At 54.8% G+C, this 17,118-nt stretch carries 16 protein-coding genes; 9 read left to right on the forward strand and 7 right to left on the reverse strand.

The genetic code is table 11. From position 1 onward, the window contains the following. Positions 1-2: 2 nt before the first annotated feature. Positions 3-1,169, reverse strand: a complete 1,167-nt coding sequence (locus VQ830_RS03925) for a cysteine desulfurase family protein (RefSeq protein ID WP_337266770.1) — start codon at positions 1,167-1,169, stop codon at positions 3-5. Between the two features lie 195 nt (positions 1,170-1,364). Between VQ830_RS03925 and VQ830_RS03930 the strand changes: the two genes are divergently transcribed. Continuing rightward, complete coding sequence (locus tag VQ830_RS03930) at positions 1,365-2,042, forward strand: alpha/beta hydrolase (protein WP_337266771.1); 678 nt, start codon at positions 1,365-1,367, stop codon at positions 2,040-2,042. A gap of 245 nt (positions 2,043-2,287) precedes the next feature. On the opposite strand, the gene VQ830_RS03935 is transcribed toward VQ830_RS03930, so the two are convergent. Together VQ830_RS03935 and VQ830_RS03940 are read right to left on the reverse strand one after the other, a co-directional pair. Beyond that, entirely contained in the window at positions 2,288-2,671 is a 384-nt protein-coding gene (locus VQ830_RS03935) for a GNAT family N-acetyltransferase (RefSeq protein ID WP_337266772.1), read from the reverse strand. After that, positions 2,668-3,786, reverse strand: a complete 1,119-nt coding sequence (locus tag VQ830_RS03940; protein ID WP_337266773.1) for an anhydro-N-acetylmuramic acid kinase — start codon at positions 3,784-3,786, stop codon at positions 2,668-2,670. Before VQ830_RS03940 ends, VQ830_RS03935 begins: the two co-directional genes overlap by 4 nt. Before the next feature lie 115 nt (positions 3,787-3,901). Between VQ830_RS03940 and tyrS the strand changes: the two genes are divergently transcribed. After that, positions 3,902-5,155, forward strand: a complete 1,254-nt coding sequence (tyrS, locus tag VQ830_RS03945; RefSeq protein WP_337266774.1) for a tyrosine--tRNA ligase — start codon at positions 3,902-3,904, stop codon at positions 5,153-5,155. 49 nt (positions 5,156-5,204) lie between these two features. Here the strand turns inward: tyrS and VQ830_RS03950 are convergent, their stop codons facing one another. Continuing rightward, positions 5,205-8,606, reverse strand: coding sequence for a YhdP family protein (locus VQ830_RS03950; protein WP_337266775.1), 3,402 nt, complete (start codon positions 8,604-8,606; stop codon positions 5,205-5,207). A gap of 119 nt (positions 8,607-8,725) precedes the next feature. Between VQ830_RS03950 and VQ830_RS03955 the strand changes: the two genes are divergently transcribed. From VQ830_RS03955 to VQ830_RS03975, 5 genes are all read left to right on the forward strand, one after another. After that, complete coding sequence (locus tag VQ830_RS03955) at positions 8,726-9,202, forward strand: peroxiredoxin (protein WP_337266776.1); 477 nt, start codon at positions 8,726-8,728, stop codon at positions 9,200-9,202. A 4-nt stretch (positions 9,203-9,206) separates the two neighbouring features. Beyond that, a complete protein-coding gene (locus tag VQ830_RS03960; protein WP_438617197.1) occupies positions 9,207-10,022 on the forward strand; it encodes a ferritin-like domain-containing protein in 816 nt (271 codons plus the stop codon). Between the two features lie 93 nt (positions 10,023-10,115). Further along, entirely contained in the window at positions 10,116-11,378 is a 1,263-nt protein-coding gene (locus VQ830_RS03965; protein WP_438617199.1) for a M23 family metallopeptidase, read from the forward strand. 164 nt (positions 11,379-11,542) lie between these two features. Beyond that, positions 11,543-13,027: a DEAD/DEAH box helicase gene (locus tag VQ830_RS03970; protein WP_337266779.1), complete on the forward strand. Its 1,485-nt coding sequence runs from the start codon at positions 11,543-11,545 to the stop codon at positions 13,025-13,027. Between the two features lie 7 nt (positions 13,028-13,034). Beyond that, positions 13,035-13,454, forward strand: a complete 420-nt coding sequence (locus VQ830_RS03975; RefSeq protein ID WP_337266780.1) for an NUDIX domain-containing protein — start codon at positions 13,035-13,037, stop codon at positions 13,452-13,454. A gap of 63 nt (positions 13,455-13,517) precedes the next feature. Here the strand turns inward: VQ830_RS03975 and VQ830_RS03980 are convergent, their stop codons facing one another. From VQ830_RS03980 to VQ830_RS03990, 3 genes are read right to left on the reverse strand one after another with little or no spacing between them, the layout of a single operon-like run. Next, a complete protein-coding gene (locus VQ830_RS03980; protein ID WP_337266781.1) occupies positions 13,518-13,835 on the reverse strand; it encodes a TfoX/Sxy family protein in 318 nt (105 codons plus the stop codon). A 3-nt stretch (positions 13,836-13,838) separates the two neighbouring features. After that, a complete protein-coding gene (locus VQ830_RS03985) occupies positions 13,839-14,477 on the reverse strand; it encodes a nucleotidyltransferase family protein (protein ID WP_337266782.1) in 639 nt (212 codons plus the stop codon). 30 nt (positions 14,478-14,507) lie between these two features. Continuing rightward, on the reverse strand, positions 14,508-14,957 hold the full coding sequence (locus VQ830_RS03990; RefSeq protein ID WP_337267122.1) for a flavin reductase family protein: 450 nt from the start codon (positions 14,955-14,957) through the stop codon (positions 14,508-14,510). Between the two features lie 210 nt (positions 14,958-15,167). Between VQ830_RS03990 and VQ830_RS03995 the strand changes: the two genes are divergently transcribed. Together VQ830_RS03995 and rpe are read left to right on the forward strand one after the other, a co-directional pair. Beyond that, complete coding sequence (locus VQ830_RS03995; RefSeq protein ID WP_438617202.1) at positions 15,168-16,241, forward strand: ABC transporter substrate-binding protein; 1,074 nt, start codon at positions 15,168-15,170, stop codon at positions 16,239-16,241. Between the two features lie 43 nt (positions 16,242-16,284). Continuing rightward, a complete protein-coding gene (rpe, locus tag VQ830_RS04000; RefSeq protein ID WP_337266783.1) occupies positions 16,285-16,959 on the forward strand; it encodes a ribulose-phosphate 3-epimerase in 675 nt (224 codons plus the stop codon). Positions 16,960-17,118: the final 159 nt, after the last annotated feature.

Genomic DNA, 17,118 nt, shown 5'->3' on the forward strand with positions numbered 1-17,118 from the left:
GGTCAGGCCGCCGCGCCCGCCGGCTTTCGCCGACCTGCAATCTTGGCAAAAGCGGCCAATGCCGCGTCGATGTGTTCCGCGTCGGTCGAAAAGCCAAGCGAGATCCTAAGCGCACCGAGACGGGCGTCACATCCCATTGCGCTGAGGACATGGCTTTCTCCAACCTTGCCCGAGGAGCATGCTGACCCCGCAGAGACGGAAATCCCTTCCAAATCGAATGCGATCTGTCCCGTTTCCGACTTCAAACCGGGTAGGCTGAAGAACGTCGTATTGGGCAAACGCTCGGTATCTTCCCCATGAATTATCACGTCGGGCGCCGCTCTGCGCATCCCGTCTTCCAGACGCGCTCTCAATTCGTGTAGCCTATGACCGGCCTTACTCATCTCTTCGCGCGCCGCCTCTGCCGCCGCGCCGAAGCCGGCCAAGGCGGCAACATTTTCAGTTCCTGACCGGTGACCTTTTTCCTGGCCTCCGCCGTGTATCAGCGGTTTCGGCATCAGGATTTCACCGCGCGAAACGAGCGCACCTGCCCCCTTGGGACCACCAATCTTGTGCGCGGAGATAATCAGAAAATCGACCGCCAGATCTTCGATATCAACAACAAGGCGACCAGCCGCCTGGACGGCATCGACAACCATGAGGCCGCCGTGAAGTTTGACAAGCGCAGCGGCTTCCTTCACTGGCTGGACGATGCCGGTTTCGTTATTGGCAGCCATAATAGCGACCATCGGCAGCCCCAACGAACGGTCGTGCGATGAAAGCAAACGAGCAAGACCATCAAGATCAACGACGCCCTTGGAGGTGACCGGTATCTCTGTCATCTGCTGCGGCGAAAACTGACCACCTTCGCGCACTGCCGGATGTTCAATCGCGCTGAAATAAAGATGGCCGATTGCAAGCGTTTTGCGACCCATTCGAAAATCCGGCGTCAAAACCATATTTGCCGCCTCTGTCGCGCTCGCAGTAAACACAATGTTGGCTGGCTGCGCACCAACCAAAGCGGCAACCTGACGCCGTGCTGCCTCTACGATGGCGCGCGCCGCGCGGCCTTCGCCATGAACCGAGTTCGGATTACCAATCAAATCGAGCGCCCTGGTCGTGGCATCCCGCGCCCGCGGGTGCAGCGGCGAGGTCGCATTCCAATCGAGATAGACACGCGGCGCGAGCATCCGGCCAGACCCTATTTCCTACTCGGCAGGCGTGACGGCTCATTTTTCTTGAAATTTCCGCCGGGCTTGCCGTATGAGACGTTCACACTGCGTAATCGCACGCAAGTTTCGAATTGTTCTAAACTGCGTTTTAGAAAAGCTGACAGCATTCGTCAAGTCTTGCGCATGAAGAACGGGATAAAAGCCGGAGTTCAGATGCCCGAAATAATTTTCAACGGCCCCGCCGGCCGCCTTGAAGGTCGATATCAGCCCTCTAAGGAAAAAAGCGCTCCAATCGCGCTCATTTTGCATCCGCATCCGCAGTTCGGCGGCACGATGAACAATCAGATCGTGTACCAACTCTTCTACATGTTTCAAAAGCGCGGCTTTACGACCTTGCGCTTCAACTTCCGCGGTATAGGCCGCAGCCAAGGCGAGTTCGATCACGGTGCCGGTGAACTTTCTGATGCTGCCTCTGCCCTTGATTGGGTCCAGGCTCTTCATCCTGATTCGAAAAACTGCTGGGTCGCCGGCTATTCGTTTGGCTCATGGATCGGAATGCAGCTCTTGATGCGCCGTCCGGAGATTGAGGGCTTCATTTCGGTCGCACCGCAGCCAAATACCTACGACTTTTCGTTTCTGGCCCCCTGCCCCTCTTCCGGCCTGATCATCAATGGTGAAGCCGATAAAGTCGCACCTGAAAAGGATGTGAACGGCCTGGTAGAAAAACTGAAGACCCAAAAGGGCATCTTGATCACGCATCGCACAGTGCCAGGCGCCAACCACTTCTTTAACGGGAAGGTGGATGAGTTGATGCTCGAATGTGAAGATTATCTCGATCGACGCTTGAACGGCGAGCTCGTGCCTGAACCTGCGGCAAAGCGCATTCGCTAAAAGCGAACTTTCAGAAAGGCGGTCGCAAGATCGCCTTTTTTGTTGGGCACGCGCTTCACTCGTTCCATCTTAGCGGCATATGAGGTGAACCCAACGTGACTATGACGTTGATGGCCGTATGTCGGCTGCGGTGACTTCGAAAACTGGCGCTTCAACGTCATCGAACCAGCGCATCCCTCTTGGACGAAAGCCGGTCTTAGCCAATACACGCTGCGACGCAGCGTTCTTCGGATGGGCAAAGGCGATCAGCCGCGCCGATATCGAACGTGCAAAAACCAGCTGACTAGGGATCTTGCTATTTCGGTTGCAAAGCCCTTGTTCCAAGCATCTTCGCAAAGAGCATAACCCAGCTCGTAATCCGTTGACACTGCATCAGGCGAGATCCCAGCGCGGCCGATAAACCTTCCCGTCGCGCGTTCGATAAGCTTGTATTTCGTGGTGCCAAAAGTTTGATGCTCCGCAAACCAGCCAGCAAGGCGAAGCTGGCACTTCTCAATGCTCCAAGGAGCCCGGTCTGCCATAAATTGCGTGGTTGCCATGCTCGAGTGCAGACTTTGGATAAGATCCGCATCACCTCTATCCCACATCACCAGCATCAGCCGTTCAGTTTCGAGGATGGTCTCAGTCATGCTTTTGCCAAAACGCCACCGCTGACTGGTTCTTTTACGCCAGTGGTCGAAGGAAAAGTGAGGGGCAGCCCTTCCAGCGACCTCACCGCCAGATAGGCCCAAGCCTCAGCTTCCATGGCGTCACCGTTCAGACCAAGATCATCGGCGGTAACCGTATCGGCTCCTTGCCTATCGGCAAGTTCGCATAGGTCGTGCATGATCATCCGGTTGTGACGTCCACCGCCGCAAATGACATACAGACGCGGAGGCTGCGGAAGATAGGAGGCGGATTTCAAAATTGACGCGGCAGCAACATGGGCAAGCGTTCTGGCGCCATCAGCGATCTCCAGGCTCTGTTTTTCCGGTGGCGCAAAATCATGGCGATCAAGCGAGCGTCGCTGATTGCCTGAAAAGAAAGGATGACTGAGATATTCCTGCACAAGATCATGTTTGACGCCGCCTTTGCAGCCAATCATTCCGCAATCGTCGTAGAACATGTCCGTATGCATTTCGACCCATTGATCGATCAAGTTGTTACCAGGCCCGCTATCGAACGCGATCATCGTACCATCCTGCCCGCAATAGGTCAGATTGGATATCCCGCCGATATTGACGAAACAGATCGGCAATTCAGCATCCTCGAGGCTCCGGGCAAGTCCTGAGTGATAGACCGGCACCAAAGGCGCGCCCTGTCCCCCATGCGCCATATCATTGGCCCGCATGTCATAAACGACGTCAATACCAGTTTCCTTCGCAAGAAGCGGACCATCTCCGATTTGGATGGTCAGCCCCTCATTCGGTCTATGCAAGACAGTCTGTCCATGAAATCCAATGACATCGACTTCCGAGGCATCGATATCTTTGTCTTTCAGAAACTGCTTGACCGCTTCTGCGTGGAGAAGCGTTAGTTCGCGCTCGATCTGCGCCAACTCTTCTGGGCGCTGCTTTCTATCTCGCAGGGGCTTTGCCAGTTCCAGCGCGCGTTTTAGCGATGAACGAAATGAGGCATCATAGGGAACGCCGAAAGATGGCCCCTGCTCGATAACAGCATCTCCATCCGTGCGTAAAAGTGCGACATCGATGCCGTCCATCGACGTGCCGCTCATCAGCCCGATCGCGGTTCTTGTTTTTGTCATGATGGGCCTCCCAAAAAACCACCGGCCGAATAGTGCATAGAGCTTGAAACAGTGCTAAACGCCCCGCGTCGGTTCAATAAGACTAGATAGCACCGCACTGAAAAGAGACGAAGCCATGACCGAATTTAAATCCGATTTCCTGCGCATTTTGAAAGAGCGCGGCTTTATTCATCAAATTTCTGATGAAACCGGCCTTGATGATCTCTTCGCAAAGGAAACGGTCACGGCCTATATCGGCTTTGATCCTACGGCGCCGTCCCTGCATGTCGGTAGCCTGACACAGATCGTCATGCTGCACTGGCTGCAGAAGACAGGGCATCGCGCGATCTCGCTGATGGGTGGCGGCACTGGTATGGTGGGCGATCCGTCGTTCAAGGAAGAAGCACGAAAGCTTATGACGATCGATATGATCGAAGAAAATATTTCGTCCTTGAAGCGAGTGTTCTCGAATTACCTTGATTATGACAACGGACAGAACAAGGCATTGATGATCAACAATGCCGAGTGGCTTCGGCCGCTGAATTACCTTGAGTTCCTGCGTGATGTTGGCCGTCATTTCTCAGTCAATCGCATGCTTTCTTTTGACAGCGTGAAAACGCGTCTCGATCGTGAGCAGTCACTGTCGTTTCTCGAATTCAATTACATGATCCTTCAAGCTTACGACTTCGTGGAGCTGAACAAGCGCTACGATGTACGTTTGCAGATGGGCGGCTCCGATCAATGGGGCAATATTGTCAACGGCATTGACTTGGGTCACCGCATGGGGACGCCGCAGCTCTATGCTCTGACGTCTCCTCTCTTGACGACGTCCTCAGGCGCGAAGATGGGCAAGTCGGTATCAGGCGCTGTGTGGCTGAATGCTGACCTGATGCCCGTCTATGATTTCTGGCAGTATTGGCGAAATACCGAAGACGCCGACGTTGTGCGCTTTCTCAAGCTCTTTACGACGCTGCCGATGGCGGAAATAGAAAAGCTTGCCGCACTGGGCGGATCTGAAATCAACGAAGCCAAAAAGCTTCTGGCGACCGAAGTCACTGCTATGCTGCATGGACGCCAGGCTGCTGAGGAAGCCGCAGAGACTGCGCGCAAGACCTTCGAGGAAGGAGCCCTCGCCGATAACCTCCCGTCAATTTCGGTAACTAAAGCCGAACTGGAAGCCGGTATCGGCCTTCTGTCCCTCGTCGTGCGGGCAGGCTTGGCTGCCTCGAACGGCGAGGCTCGGCGCCACGTTCAAGGCGGTGCCGTGCGGATCAACGATGTTGCGGTTTCAGACGAGAGAAAAGCGATTGGTACGGCAGAGGTCAGCGCCGACGGCGTGATCAAGCTTTCTCTCGGCAAAAAGAAACATATCCTAGTAAGACCAGAGTAAGGCCTGATCAGAATGGATCGAACTCAGGCCGGCTCGCTGCCGGCCATTTTCATTGAAACTCGAAGATATTTCGGAAAACACCCGGCGCGATGATCGACAACGGATTGATCTGAAGGTTTGGTTTGTCGAACTTACCGGTGAGACGGAAGGTAATACCGATCAAACCGCGGTCACTGCCATTGCCGAGAATGAAACCGATCACCGGCAGTTCCGCAAAGAGGCGGTTCAATCCATAGGCAGGCATAAAGGTGCCGGTCATGTCCATGTTGCCGCGCGCATCGCGGATGACACCTTGGAAAACAGCGCCCACCTGATCGCCCCGGACGACGCCATTTTCAACGGCAACGATCCCGTCCCGCGAATAGACACGGGCAAATCCTCTTTGAAAACGCTGCGCGGACGTATCGATATCCCGTTTCACCGCCGAATTCAGGCTTTGCTGATTTTGGCCAACGGGCGTGCTGACGATCGACTTCAACCTCTGCTCGTTCACCAGCGTGAAACGACGAAGATCGATCGCGCCATCCCAATCCTTGCCGCTACCAGGCCTGATCGTGAGGTTCAGCAGACCGCCTTGGACATGCTGGTAAAGATCGGCAAAGCGCGCGACGGAACCGGCATCGCCGCTTGTGAGGCGAATAGCACCATCATCGACCGTCTGCCCAACGAAGGCTTGACCGCTCGACGTTACGCTCGTGAAGTTCACCGTCTTTACGCGGCTGCCCGAGGCAACGTAAGTCGCATTGAGGTTTGCGAGCCTCTCGTCGTTGAACCCTGCCACCTTGTCCAGTTTAGCGTGGACGGTAACCGTGGGCGACGCGGAACTGCCGCCGTCGTCATCGCCGCCATCCTTGTCCGATTTGAGGCGGGCAAGAATCGGGCGGAGATCGGCGCTGTCGCCGGCAACCGTCACGTCGAAGCTCGATTTGCTGCGCTTCACCGACACGGCGAAATCGTCGAGGCTGGAGAGCTTGACCTGATCAAAATCAGCCGAGGTCAAGCTGCCTTTGTTGATCGACAGGTTTCCGCTCGCGCCGAAACCCTCCCCTCGAAGCTTGAAGTTCTTCAGCTGTATGTTGTCTGCAGCGCCGGAAAGTTCAAAGGTCGCGTTTGCGTTAATGCCGCTTCCCTTAGACCAGCCGATCCAGGGTAGCTTCACTGTCGCTTGGCCAAGGTCGACGGTGACATTCTGGCGGTTGTCATCGAGCTTATCGAGTTCGACCTTGATATCGCCGTCGATCATGTCGGCCAAGCCAGGAATAATCTTGTTTCTCTGCTGATCGCTCAAGCTGGCAATAATGACCTGCTGCGCCTGGATGTTCGCTGTTTTGCTGACTGGCTGCGTAATTTCGATATCGGCAGGAATTCCGTCAATTTGCGCCTTCGCGTCGAGGAAAACCTTGTCTGGATCTGCCGTCAACTTACCGTTGACGCGACTGATCGTACGTCCCGAGATCTGTTTGTTGATATCGACATTCGTCAAATCAAGGGTCGCATTCCAGACCGGCTCAGGCGGATTTTGCGATTGGATCAAACCAAAGCGGGCGCTCACCTGTGCAGCCACCTGCCCTTTGAGATCCGCCGGTGTCAGATCTGCACGTTGCAAAACCTGCAAAGGTTTGTATGTCAGCAGCTCGCCGACGGAATCTGCAGAACCCGTTATAGGAAGATTGATTTCCGCCATCAGCGGCTTCTCGTAGGTTGAAGGCAGGATGAATGTGCCCTGGCCTACCGCGACGGAGCGTCCAGATGCAAAGAAAGATGTCCCGCTCTGCAACGCGACCGTGAGCTTGGGACCGCTGAGGTCGAAATGCGCTGAGGTATCCCTGATTGGGGGAATATCGCCTGTGACGTTCATTCTGGTGTCAGAAACGTCGAACGCGATGTGGATCTGCTTCTCGTCGAGGTGCAAGCCTTTGGTCACAGCTTCGTCGAGCATGCCAAAAGGGATGAAGACAGACAGGGAGGCGTTGGTGACAGTGCCGCCGAAAAGATTGTGAAGTGTCCAATCGCGGGCCTTCGGAGCCATCCAGAATGGCCAAAGCTGCTTGACGGCGGTGGTTTGCAATTTCTCGGATTGCCCGACAAAGCTAATTTCGGGCGAGACATCTGCAAATTTCACGTGAAGAGAACCGTAAAACGAACCAGCTGCACTCGCCACGGCCATCTTCGAAAACTGGAGCTCTCGCGATTCGGAAAGAAATTGTCCTGTCGCCTGAATATCAAAGCCGAGCGGCTGTTCTCCCGATCCGATCGGTGCGGCCACGCCGCCGCTGACCAGAAGATCGATACCGAATCCCTTTCCGGCTGAAGGGTCTATTTGATCGAGATCGATGATCGCGCCGTTCAACGGAATGCTGCTCGCGGCCAACTGAAGATTGGAGCGTTCGATCTCCAGCGACTTCTTCTCGAAATTATAGCCGAGGTTTATTTTTCCGCTCGTCAGTTCTTGCTGATCCCCGTCCATATAGAGAAAGCCCGACTTGATATCGGCCGATGCCGTCAGGACAGGCTGTATACCGTCGATCGCACGCGCAGCAGAAACGGTCAGGTCGGCAGAAGCCTGCACTCCCTGACGGATCTCTCCTTGCTCATTCCTCTTGAGCGCGAAGGGAGCGAGATCGGTATCGGTCATATGCGCAACCAGCCGCGTAACGTGATCGCCGCTCGTTAGGGCTTCCACGGAAAGACGGGCAACCTTCCCGTTGATCGCGATATCGCCATCAAGCTGAAGCGAGCCTGCGCCAATACGGCGGAAGGTGAGATCATCGATCCTGATCGATAAAGGCCCATTAGCCGTATCTGCAAGTTTGATGTCGATCCCGGAAAGTTCAACCGCGCTGGTATTGCTCTTGGAAACGAAATTATGAAGGATATCAAGATGTGCAAAGGTCTCTTCCAGCGCTTGCGGCAGCGAGTCGACCCGCAGGTCAGTCAGCTTGACGGGATTGCCGGCCGGTAGAAGACCTGTGTCGAGAGCTATATCATCGGCTGATATGCTCGAGACCGCCACATTGCCCTTCAGCAGTTTCAATGGATCGAGAACCATGCGCAGCGAGCCTGTCGTGGACAGGTGCCGACCGCTTTGCAAGTCGGTCATGCTGACATCGCGAGCTTCCAAGGCCAATTGCAATTGCGACGTGAAGCGAATGCCAGTCGATCCAATCTGTGCACTATAGCGCGGCCCCACAACGTCGTTCAGTGCGGTTTGCGCTCTGCTGGTCAGGCTTCTGTCAAACATGCCTGACTCGATAACGCCAACGAGCCCGACAACAAGAACGAGCAGTAAGGACAGAACGCCAACAAAAGCGCGGATAGTTCTGCGCCTAGCAACACGATGCGGCGGGCAGTGAACGATCAGCGGGTCTTCGGCCTTTGCCGATGGGAGATCGTGCAATGCGACGATGTCCTTCTTACGAAAGGTCACTTTTTCGCCGCGTATTGCCGACATGCGCTCGTGTATGCCTCTTCAAACGAAATGGCGGCCGAACTCTGGCCCGCCGCTGATAGAACAATATATAGCTATCGTTAAACTGTGACCCATAAAGAGGGCAAAAGAAAGGTTTCTCCATGGCAGATATTGGCATCGGCACCCCGGCTCCGGATTTTGACCTGCCCCGCGATGGCGGCGACCGCGTCAAGCTCGGTGATTTCCAGGGCAAGCCGCTGGTTCTTTATTTTTATCCTAAAGACGACACCTCTGGATGCACGACTGAGGCGATCAATTTTACAGCTTTGAGCAATGAATTTGCCAAGGTGGGAGCGACGGTCGTCGGCGTATCGCCAGACTCCCCAAGTTGCCACGATAAATTCAAGAAAAAACATTCGCTTTCGGTAATCCTCGCCTCGGATGAAGACAAGAAAATGCTGGAAGCATATGGCGTGTGGAAAGAAAAGAGCATGTATGGGCGGACCTATATGGGCGTCGAGCGCACAACCTTTCTCATCGGGCCAGATGGGAAAATTGCCGTTATCTGGAACAAGGTGAAAGTGCCCGGTCATGCAGAGGCCGTGCTGGAAGCAGTCCGGTCGCTGGGGAATGCCTGAGCCCATGAAAATCAGATCGCTGCGCGGCGGAGCCGTGGCAGCGATCTCCTCACCCGATCTGGGCGTCAAAACCGCGCTCGCGCAACAGACCGCAACACTCTGGCAGGAACGGCGCCTGTCCTTGCGCTCACCGATGGACCAGAGCGTTCCAGATCGTCCAGGGCGGCCGGAAAAGCCGGACCTCATTCCGCCGACGAAAGTCGAGCGACGCTCCCTTCATAGCCTGAAAGGACGAATTGCGCTGCTCCACGCCATCGCTCATATCGAACTGAATGCAGTCGATCTTGCGCTCGATATTGTTGCTCGATTTGCGACCGAGGCTGTGCCGAACTCGTTTTTCGACGGCTGGATGCAAGTTGCATTCGAAGAGGCCAAACATTTCAATATGGTCAGGCAGAGATTGAACCAGCTTGGTGCCGATTACGGCGACCTGCCGGCTCATGACGGGTTGTGGCAGGCCGCTCATGCGACGCGAAACGACTTGACGGCAAGGCTTGCCGTCGTCCCCTTGATCCTTGAAGCAAGGGGCCTTGATGTTACGCCTGCCCTACAGGCGAAAATGCGCGACAGCGGAGATCTCGAAAGCGCAGCGGTGCTCGACGTCATCTACAATGACGAAAAAGGCCATGTTGCCATTGGCGCGAAGTGGTTCCGTTTCCTTTGCGCCCGCGAAAAACGCGACCCTGCCCGCACCTTCCAAGAACTCGTTCGCGAGAATTTCCGTGGTCCATTGAAGGCGCCGTTCAATGATATTGCGCGAGCCGAGGCTGGACTAACCCCTTCTTTCTATCGCTCTTTGACTGCCGTGAGCCATGCCTAGCGGCGGATAATACCTCTCTTCCTAACGCGCCGTTAACCTTAACATTGTGTAATCACTCTATCGAATCGCGATATGTCGGTGGAGCGATCAGCGGTGAAAAAGAACCAGCATAACCGCCTCTTCGGCAAACAAAAAGAAGAGCATCTGCTCATTCTGGCCAGCGGCGACAACGTCCGGCATATGACGTTTCGGCCGTGGATGGCGGTCGGCGCAATCAGCATGGCCGCGATTTTATTCGTGTCCTACCTGCTCGCCACATCCTATCTTGTCCTGCGGGACGATCTGATTGGCGCGACTATGGCGCGCCAAGCTCGCATGCAGTACGATTATGAAGACCGCATTTCTGCGTTAAGGGCGCAGGTTGACCGGATCACTTCCCGCCAACTCCTTGATCAGCAACTTGTAGAAGACAAGGTCGACAAACTGATCGAGCAGCAAGAAGCTTTGACCGCTAGAGCCGGAAAACTGACCGCTGCATTCAGTCAATCCTCTTCATCCTCGCCAAAGAACGAAAATATTCCTGCAGCGTCTCAGGAAAAACAGAGCTCTCTTTCTCTTGATGGATTGAAAAACATCATTCCTCTTGGCAGCAAACAAGGTGAAAACGTATCGGCCTCACAGACATCGACATCGCAAAATGAGACCGTTGGCGATCGATCTGATCGGCTGTTTACGCATATGACACTTTCGCTCAAAGCGGTTGAAGACGATCAACGAGCAAAGCTGGCAAGCATGGCGCAAGCGGCTGGAAGCGCCGCCGATACGATTTCGGCAGTTATCGGCCGTTTTAACCTTCCGCTGCCCAATGCGTCTGAAGATGCCGATCCCGTTGGCGGCCCCTTCATAGAGGCCCAGACGGGCGACGATTTCGGCCTGTCTCTATCCCAGCTCGATCTCGCTCTCGATCGTTTCGAACGTGCTCGTGCCTTGGTCAACGCGACACCTTTTGCCAATCCAGCCGTGGGCAAAGAGATAACCAGCCCCTTTGGCAATCGGCGCGATCCCTTTCTGGGGCGCCTGGCTTTACATTCAGGTATCGACTTTCGTTTCGCCCCCGGCGAGCCCGTGCGACCCACCGCCCCTGGACGTGTGACCGTCGCTGGATGGACGGGAGGCTATGGTAACATGGTGGAAGTCGAGCACGGCAACGGTATCGTCACACGCTACGGCCACCTCGCTCAAATCCTGGTCAAGTTGGGCGACACAGTCGGGAGAAATACCGCAATTGGTCTGGCTGGAAGCACCGGAAGGTCGACCGGAACGCATCTGCATTATGAGATCCGAGAAAATGGTAGCCCGGTTGATCCAATTTATTTCATCAATGCCGGATTGAAGCTGAATAAGTACATTGAATAAGCAATAATCTTTAGCTTCTAGAGCAAAATTAACGGTTCGAGCGCCTATATCGGCGCCGTTTCTTGACTTATGGGCAGTTTCCTACTATGTCGCGCTGCATTGCGGCATGCAATCCCGCCGACTCGACCTGAGATCGGCTAACCTAGACGGAAACAGATTTCCCTTTGACGACATTTGCTGATCTTGGCCTGAGCCAAAAAGTGCTATCCGCTGTTACCGATGCCGGCTACACGACGCCGACACCAATTCAGGCTGGAGCGATTCCATTCGCTCTTCAGCGACGTGATATTTGCGGCATTGCGCAAACGGGAACGGGCAAGACTGCATCTTTCGTCCTGCCGATGTTATCGCTGCTTGAACAGGGACGCGCTCGCGCTCGTATGCCGCGCACTCTGATCCTGGAGCCGACGCGAGAACTTGCCGCTCAGGTCGCCGAAAATTTTGAGAAATACGGTAAGAATCATCGTTTGAACGTGGCCCTCCTGATTGGCGGCGTTTCCTTCGAGGATCAGGATCGCAAACTGGAACGTGGCGCGGACGTGCTAATCTGCACACCAGGCCGCCTGTTGGACCACTGCGAGCGCGGCAAGCTCCTGATGAGCGGCGTCGAAATCCTCGTTATTGATGAAGCCGACCGTATGCTCGACATGGGCTTCATCCCAGATATTGAGAGAATTGCGAAACTCATTCCCTTTACGCGACAGACCCTGTTTTTCTCGGCAACAATGCCGCCCGAAATACAGAAACTCGCCGATCGCTTTTTGCAGAACCCTGAGCGCATCGAAGTTGCGAAGCCCTCTTCGACGGCTAAGACCGTGACGCAGCGTTTCGTTGCCTCGCACGGCAAGGATTACGAAAAGCGCGCTGTCTTGCGCGATCTGATCCGCGCTCAGACAGAGCTGAAAAACGCGATTATCTTCTGCAATAGGAAAAAAGACGTATCGGATCTTTTTCGCTCCTTGCAACGCCATGGATTTTCCGTTGGTGCGCTTCATGGCGATATGGATCAGCGCTCGCGTACGGCGATGTTGCATAATTTTAAAGAGGGCAACCTCCAGCTTCTCGTTGCATCGGATGTCGCTGCTCGTGGTCTCGACATTCCTGACGTCAGCCATGTTTTCAATTTCGACGTTCCCATTCATGCTGAAGACTATGTGCACCGCATCGGTCGCACGGGCCGTGCCGGACGTTCTGGTGCAGCCTTCACTATCGTGACACGCCATGATCAAAAATATGCCGATGTGATCGAAAAGCTCATCGGTGAAAAGATCGAATGGTCCGCTGGCGATCTTTCCTCGCTTCCCGCACCGGAACAAAGCCACGATGAAGAGCGTTCCCGGCGCAAAGGCCGTGATCGCGGTAAAGATCGCGAGCGCGGCAAACCGCGAGCGGTTCACAAAAGTGATAATGACGTCGAGGATAATGACGTTCAGCCGAAACAGGGATCAAAAGGAATCGAAAGCGTGAAGCACGAACGCAAACAGGATAATCGGCAGCAAAATGGCGCGCGTGGCGCTCGTCCTTATCCTGCGAACGATGACAATCGCGAGCGTCGCCGTCATCGTGATCACGACGACGGTCCGACACCTGTCGGTTTTGGCGACGATATCCCCGCGTTCATGCTGATTGTCGCAAACGCAAAGGTATGATGCGCGGGTGGGTAAACCCGGCATCGATTTTCCCGGTCTTGGTGTTGGGATGGTCATCCTGAACCAACGCCGGGTTTTGCTTTACAGGCGGTTGAACGCGCCGGAAGCAGGTTTCTGGAACATTGTTGGCGGAAAAGTGGACCTCATGGAACCCGCTAGCGATGCCGCTCGTCGTGAAGCGCAGGAAGAAACCGGTTTGCAGATCCGGGAAGTTCAGTTCCTTGGCGTTAGCGAACAACAGCTCGTCGATGATCGCCAACACTGGGTTTCAATGCTTTATCCCGCTAATGACTACAGGGGCGAGCCTTCGCTCACCGAACCAGACAAGCTTTCAGACTTTGGCTGGTTTGCTAAACATGAGCTGCCTCAGCCCTTGTCAGTCTTCGCCAAGGCGGCACTCGGTCTACTAAGTTCCGAATTGTTTTAGTCGAAAGCTATCGACTCTGTTGGGACGCGCCTCACCCCCTATCATTGAAGATGATTTGATAACTCAGGCGCTTCGGCTGGCGGCTTCGTACGCAAGTCCTACCCATTTCGCCAGCTCGTCGTCGTCATCCAAGGCCGCATCCGGAATGCTCCAATACGGCATGGCAACTGGCTGTCCTTTCTTGCCCAGATACGTCCATCGTTGCGCGCCAGCCGATGCGAAAGATTGCTCGGTCTGCTTGTCGGCCTTCAGCAAAATTTCATCATGATATTCGATCGCGAGAATGCGGCCGTCATAGTAGATCCCTTTCCCGCCAAACATCCTCCTGATGGACACGGGTCCAAGGGATCGAAACATGTCCTGGATTGCATCGTTGTCCATGCATCAGTTCCTCAATAGCCCGCCTTCAGCAAGAACAGCTGCCGGCGTATCAACATCAACAACGGCCGCCTCGCCAATGTCGACGAAACGGATATCGATCCCTTTGCCCTGAAGGATCGATTTTGCTCCCTGATCCCCCCGAAGCGAGGCCATCTCGCAATAAAGACCCCGCGGAATGATGACGGGATTGCCGGGATGATCCCCGTGTGCTGCACGTGTGACCGCCATTCCTCCCGACTGGCGAAAGTCGTCGATCAACAAGTCGAGATGCGCAGCATTAACACGCGGCATGTCCGCAAGAAGCACTAAGATACCAGAAGCCATTGTGGTGCGAGGCTCGGCGAAGCCTGTCACGAGCGAACTCGCCATGCCGCTCCGGTAGTCAGGATTATGCACCAAGTTGATTGGAAGGTCTGTAAGAACAGCTTCAATCTCGGCACGCCGATGACCAGTCACCACAGTGACAGGCAGCGATCTGCTTTCGAGCGCGTTGATCGCCATATGGCGAACGAGCGGAACGCCATTGAACTCTGCGAGAAGCTTATGCGAACCGCCCGCGCCCATACGGCTTGAGACGCCAGCCGCCAGCAACAATGTGGCGACCTGCAGCTCACTCGCTTCTTTTTTCCGTTCGCTTACCATTGTGAGACGCAGCTCTGCTCGGGAACGAGTTCACAGCATACGGTAATCGCGGTTCATATAAAAAAGCGCTGGCCTTCTGTCATCAAACCGCACCGCAACAACCTCACCAAACAGAATATGGTGGGTCGACATCTGCTTGATTCCGGTCACCCTGCAATCAAATGCAGCAAGTGAATCCATCAGAATGGGAGCGCCAGTCATGAGCGTTTCGAACTGACCAGTTGCAAAGCGCTCGTCGTTCGGCAGTTGCAATTTTCCCGAAAAGGCGTCGGCCACGGCCTGATGATGTGCACCAAGCGTATTCAAGCCGAAATACCCCGTACGAAAGAAGATTTGATTGCGGGGATTGGTATTATTGAGACAAACGAGTACGCAAGGAGGCCGATCGGAGACTGAACAGGCCGCCGTGATCGTGACGCCTCGCCTCTCGCTTCCATCGGCTGTCGTCACAAGCTGAACATGCCCACCGAAATGGCTCATTGCCTCGCGATAAAGGTTTGAATCGACCGTCTCTGTCGTCAATGAATAGCCTCCCAAGGCTTGCACTCATCGGCAATTCGCCAATATGTCTTTAGATAGGCACTTTCACGCGATAAGCGCTGAAAAATAGATCATTTATTTGTTTTTCTTTGACCATTTGACGCGGGTCGATAAAAGGACAGAGTTGACCCCGGAGGATTTCGCTCTTTCATGAGAATTGTGCATGCCCCAGTAATGTTATTGGCGATGCTGATATGCGTTTGTCAGGCGCAGGCGGCGGGCATGGTGATTGGCGTCGTTGCCCCGAAATCCGGCAACTTCGCAACATTGGGCTCCCAGATCATCAATGGTGCGGACCAACAGATCCGCGCTGACGGCAATAAGATGGTCTTGGTCGATGAGACATGTGAAGACAATAGTGGGGCTGCCGTTGCCGAAACGCTGATTAAGGAAAAGGTTGCCGTGGCAATCGGTTTCCTGTGCAGCGAAACCCTTGAAGGCGCATTGCCTCGGCTAAAGGATGCCGCCATACCAGCCATCACTGTATCGGTGCGTTCGCGCATCCTCATGGAAGACGCGCTGAAGAACAACTGGCCGCTTCTACGTCTTGCCCCGACCGATGCCGATGAAGCAAAGAAGATTATTGAAATCATCATGCGCGACTGGGCATCGTCGCCCACAGCGCTCGTCGATGACGGCACAGTCCATGCCCGTGAGCTCGTTGATGCTATCCGCAACGCATTGGAAGCACGCGGCCTTAAACCAATCGTGACGGATAATTTCAGGCCGGGACAAGATCAGCAAATCGGGCTGGTCCGTCGCCTGAAGAGGGCTGGCGCAAGCAAGGTCTTCGTTGCGGGAGACCGTCGCGATATATCCATCATCGTGAGGGACGCGAAATCTGAGAAGCTTTCGCTCGATTTCCTAAGTGGCGATGCTATGCGCGCTGCCGATCAGCCCGTGCCACTCGCAGATGGTTTTCGTGCCGTGGTATTGCCCGATGGCGATGCTGTTGCGACCGCAAAAGACTTTGTATCCGCTCTTCGTGCGCAAGGTTTAGAGCCAGAAGGATATACTCTTGCGGCAGCGTCAGCCGCGACGCTCGCCTCACAGGCTGCGGCAAAAGGTGGGATGTCCCTGTTGACATCAATGATCGGGGCTTCCTTTCACACCCCCCTGGGAGAGATCCGCTTCGCCGCCAACCATGAGCTGTCGGACAATCCTTATCAGCTGATGGAATGGCAAGACGGTGCATTCAAGCCGGTTCAAGAACCCACTCAATAGTCAGCCAAAGACGGTCTAAGACGACCAGTATGGAGATATCACAATGACCCTTCCAATCCGCATCGCTCCATCTATTCTTGCTGCAGATTTTGCCAAATTGGGTGAAGAAGTCAGGGACGTCAGCGCCGCAGGAGCCGACTGGATCCATCTTGACGTGATGGATGGTCATTTCGTGCCCAATATCTCTTTTGGTGCCGATGTCATCAAATCGCTTCGTCCATACACGTCGGCGGTTTTCGACTGCCACCTGATGATTGCCCCGGCTGATCCCTATTTAGAAGCTTTCGCCAAGGCAGGCTGCGACCGGATCACCGTTCACGCTGAAGCAGGTCCTCATCTGCATCGCTCATTGCAGACGATCCGTAGTCTCGGCAAACTCGCGGGTGTATCGCTCAATCCCGCGACACCTTTATCCGCTATTGAAAACATCCTTGATGATATCGACCTCCTTCTGATCATGTCCGTCAATCCTGGCTTCGGCGGCCAGAAATTCATACCCGCGATGGAAGACAAGATTGCGCGAGCCAAAGAAATGATCGGCGAACGGACAATTGAGATCGAGGTTGATGGTGGCGTGAGCGCAGAAACGGCGCCGATGATCGCCCGTGCGGGCGCCAATGTACTCGTGGCAGGATCCGCGATCTTCAAAGGTGGTTCTTTCGCCGCATATAGACAAGCGGTTGGTGCTTTGCGCCACGCCGCTGAGAATGCGCGATGACGGCGAACTGCAAGCGGCTCGGAGTTTCAATCCGCAGATATGGGCGAGCATAAGTAGAATCGATTTGCTTGAGGCAAGAGCTGCTGATGACGGAGAAGCATGATCTCGCGGCCTTGGTCGCAGATGCGTTGAGATTGCCGCGCGTCTTTGCTACAGGGG

Source organism: Oryzifoliimicrobium ureilyticum, assembly GCF_037199735.1.
GTDB lineage: Bacteria > Pseudomonadota > Alphaproteobacteria > Rhizobiales > Rhizobiaceae > Rhizobium > Rhizobium ureilyticus.

Excerpts from the sequence above, each read along its gene's own strand:
- VQ830_RS03935 (WP_337266772.1), bottom strand. The coding sequence starts at position 2,671 with ATGACTGAGACCATCCTCGAAACTGAACGGCTGATGCTGGTGATGTGG.
- rpe (WP_337266783.1), top strand. The coding sequence starts at position 16,285 with ATGACCCTTCCAATCCGCATCGCTCCATCTATTCTTGCTGCAGATTTT.
- VQ830_RS03940 (WP_337266773.1), bottom strand. The coding sequence starts at position 3,786 with ATGACAAAAACAAGAACCGCGATCGGGCTGATGAGCGGCACGTCGATG.
- VQ830_RS03985 (WP_337266782.1), bottom strand. The coding sequence starts at position 14,477 with ATGGTAAGCGAACGGAAAAAAGAAGCGAGTGAGCTGCAGGTCGCCACA.
- VQ830_RS03995 (WP_438617202.1), top strand. The coding sequence starts at position 15,168 with ATGAGAATTGTGCATGCCCCAGTAATGTTATTGGCGATGCTGATATGC.
- tyrS (WP_337266774.1), top strand. The coding sequence starts at position 3,902 with ATGACCGAATTTAAATCCGATTTCCTGCGCATTTTGAAAGAGCGCGGC.
- VQ830_RS03930 (WP_337266771.1), top strand. The coding sequence starts at position 1,365 with ATGCCCGAAATAATTTTCAACGGCCCCGCCGGCCGCCTTGAAGGTCGA.
- VQ830_RS03955 (WP_337266776.1), top strand. The coding sequence starts at position 8,726 with ATGGCAGATATTGGCATCGGCACCCCGGCTCCGGATTTTGACCTGCCC.
- VQ830_RS03980 (WP_337266781.1), bottom strand. The coding sequence starts at position 13,835 with ATGGACAACGATGCAATCCAGGACATGTTTCGATCCCTTGGACCCGTG.
- VQ830_RS03960 (WP_438617197.1), top strand. The coding sequence starts at position 9,207 with ATGAAAATCAGATCGCTGCGCGGCGGAGCCGTGGCAGCGATCTCCTCA.
- VQ830_RS03925 (WP_337266770.1), bottom strand. The coding sequence starts at position 1,169 with ATGCTCGCGCCGCGTGTCTATCTCGATTGGAATGCGACCTCGCCGCTG.
- VQ830_RS03990 (WP_337267122.1), bottom strand. The coding sequence starts at position 14,957 with ATGAGCCATTTCGGTGGGCATGTTCAGCTTGTGACGACAGCCGATGGA.
- VQ830_RS03950 (WP_337266775.1), bottom strand. The coding sequence starts at position 8,606 with ATGTCGGCAATACGCGGCGAAAAAGTGACCTTTCGTAAGAAGGACATC.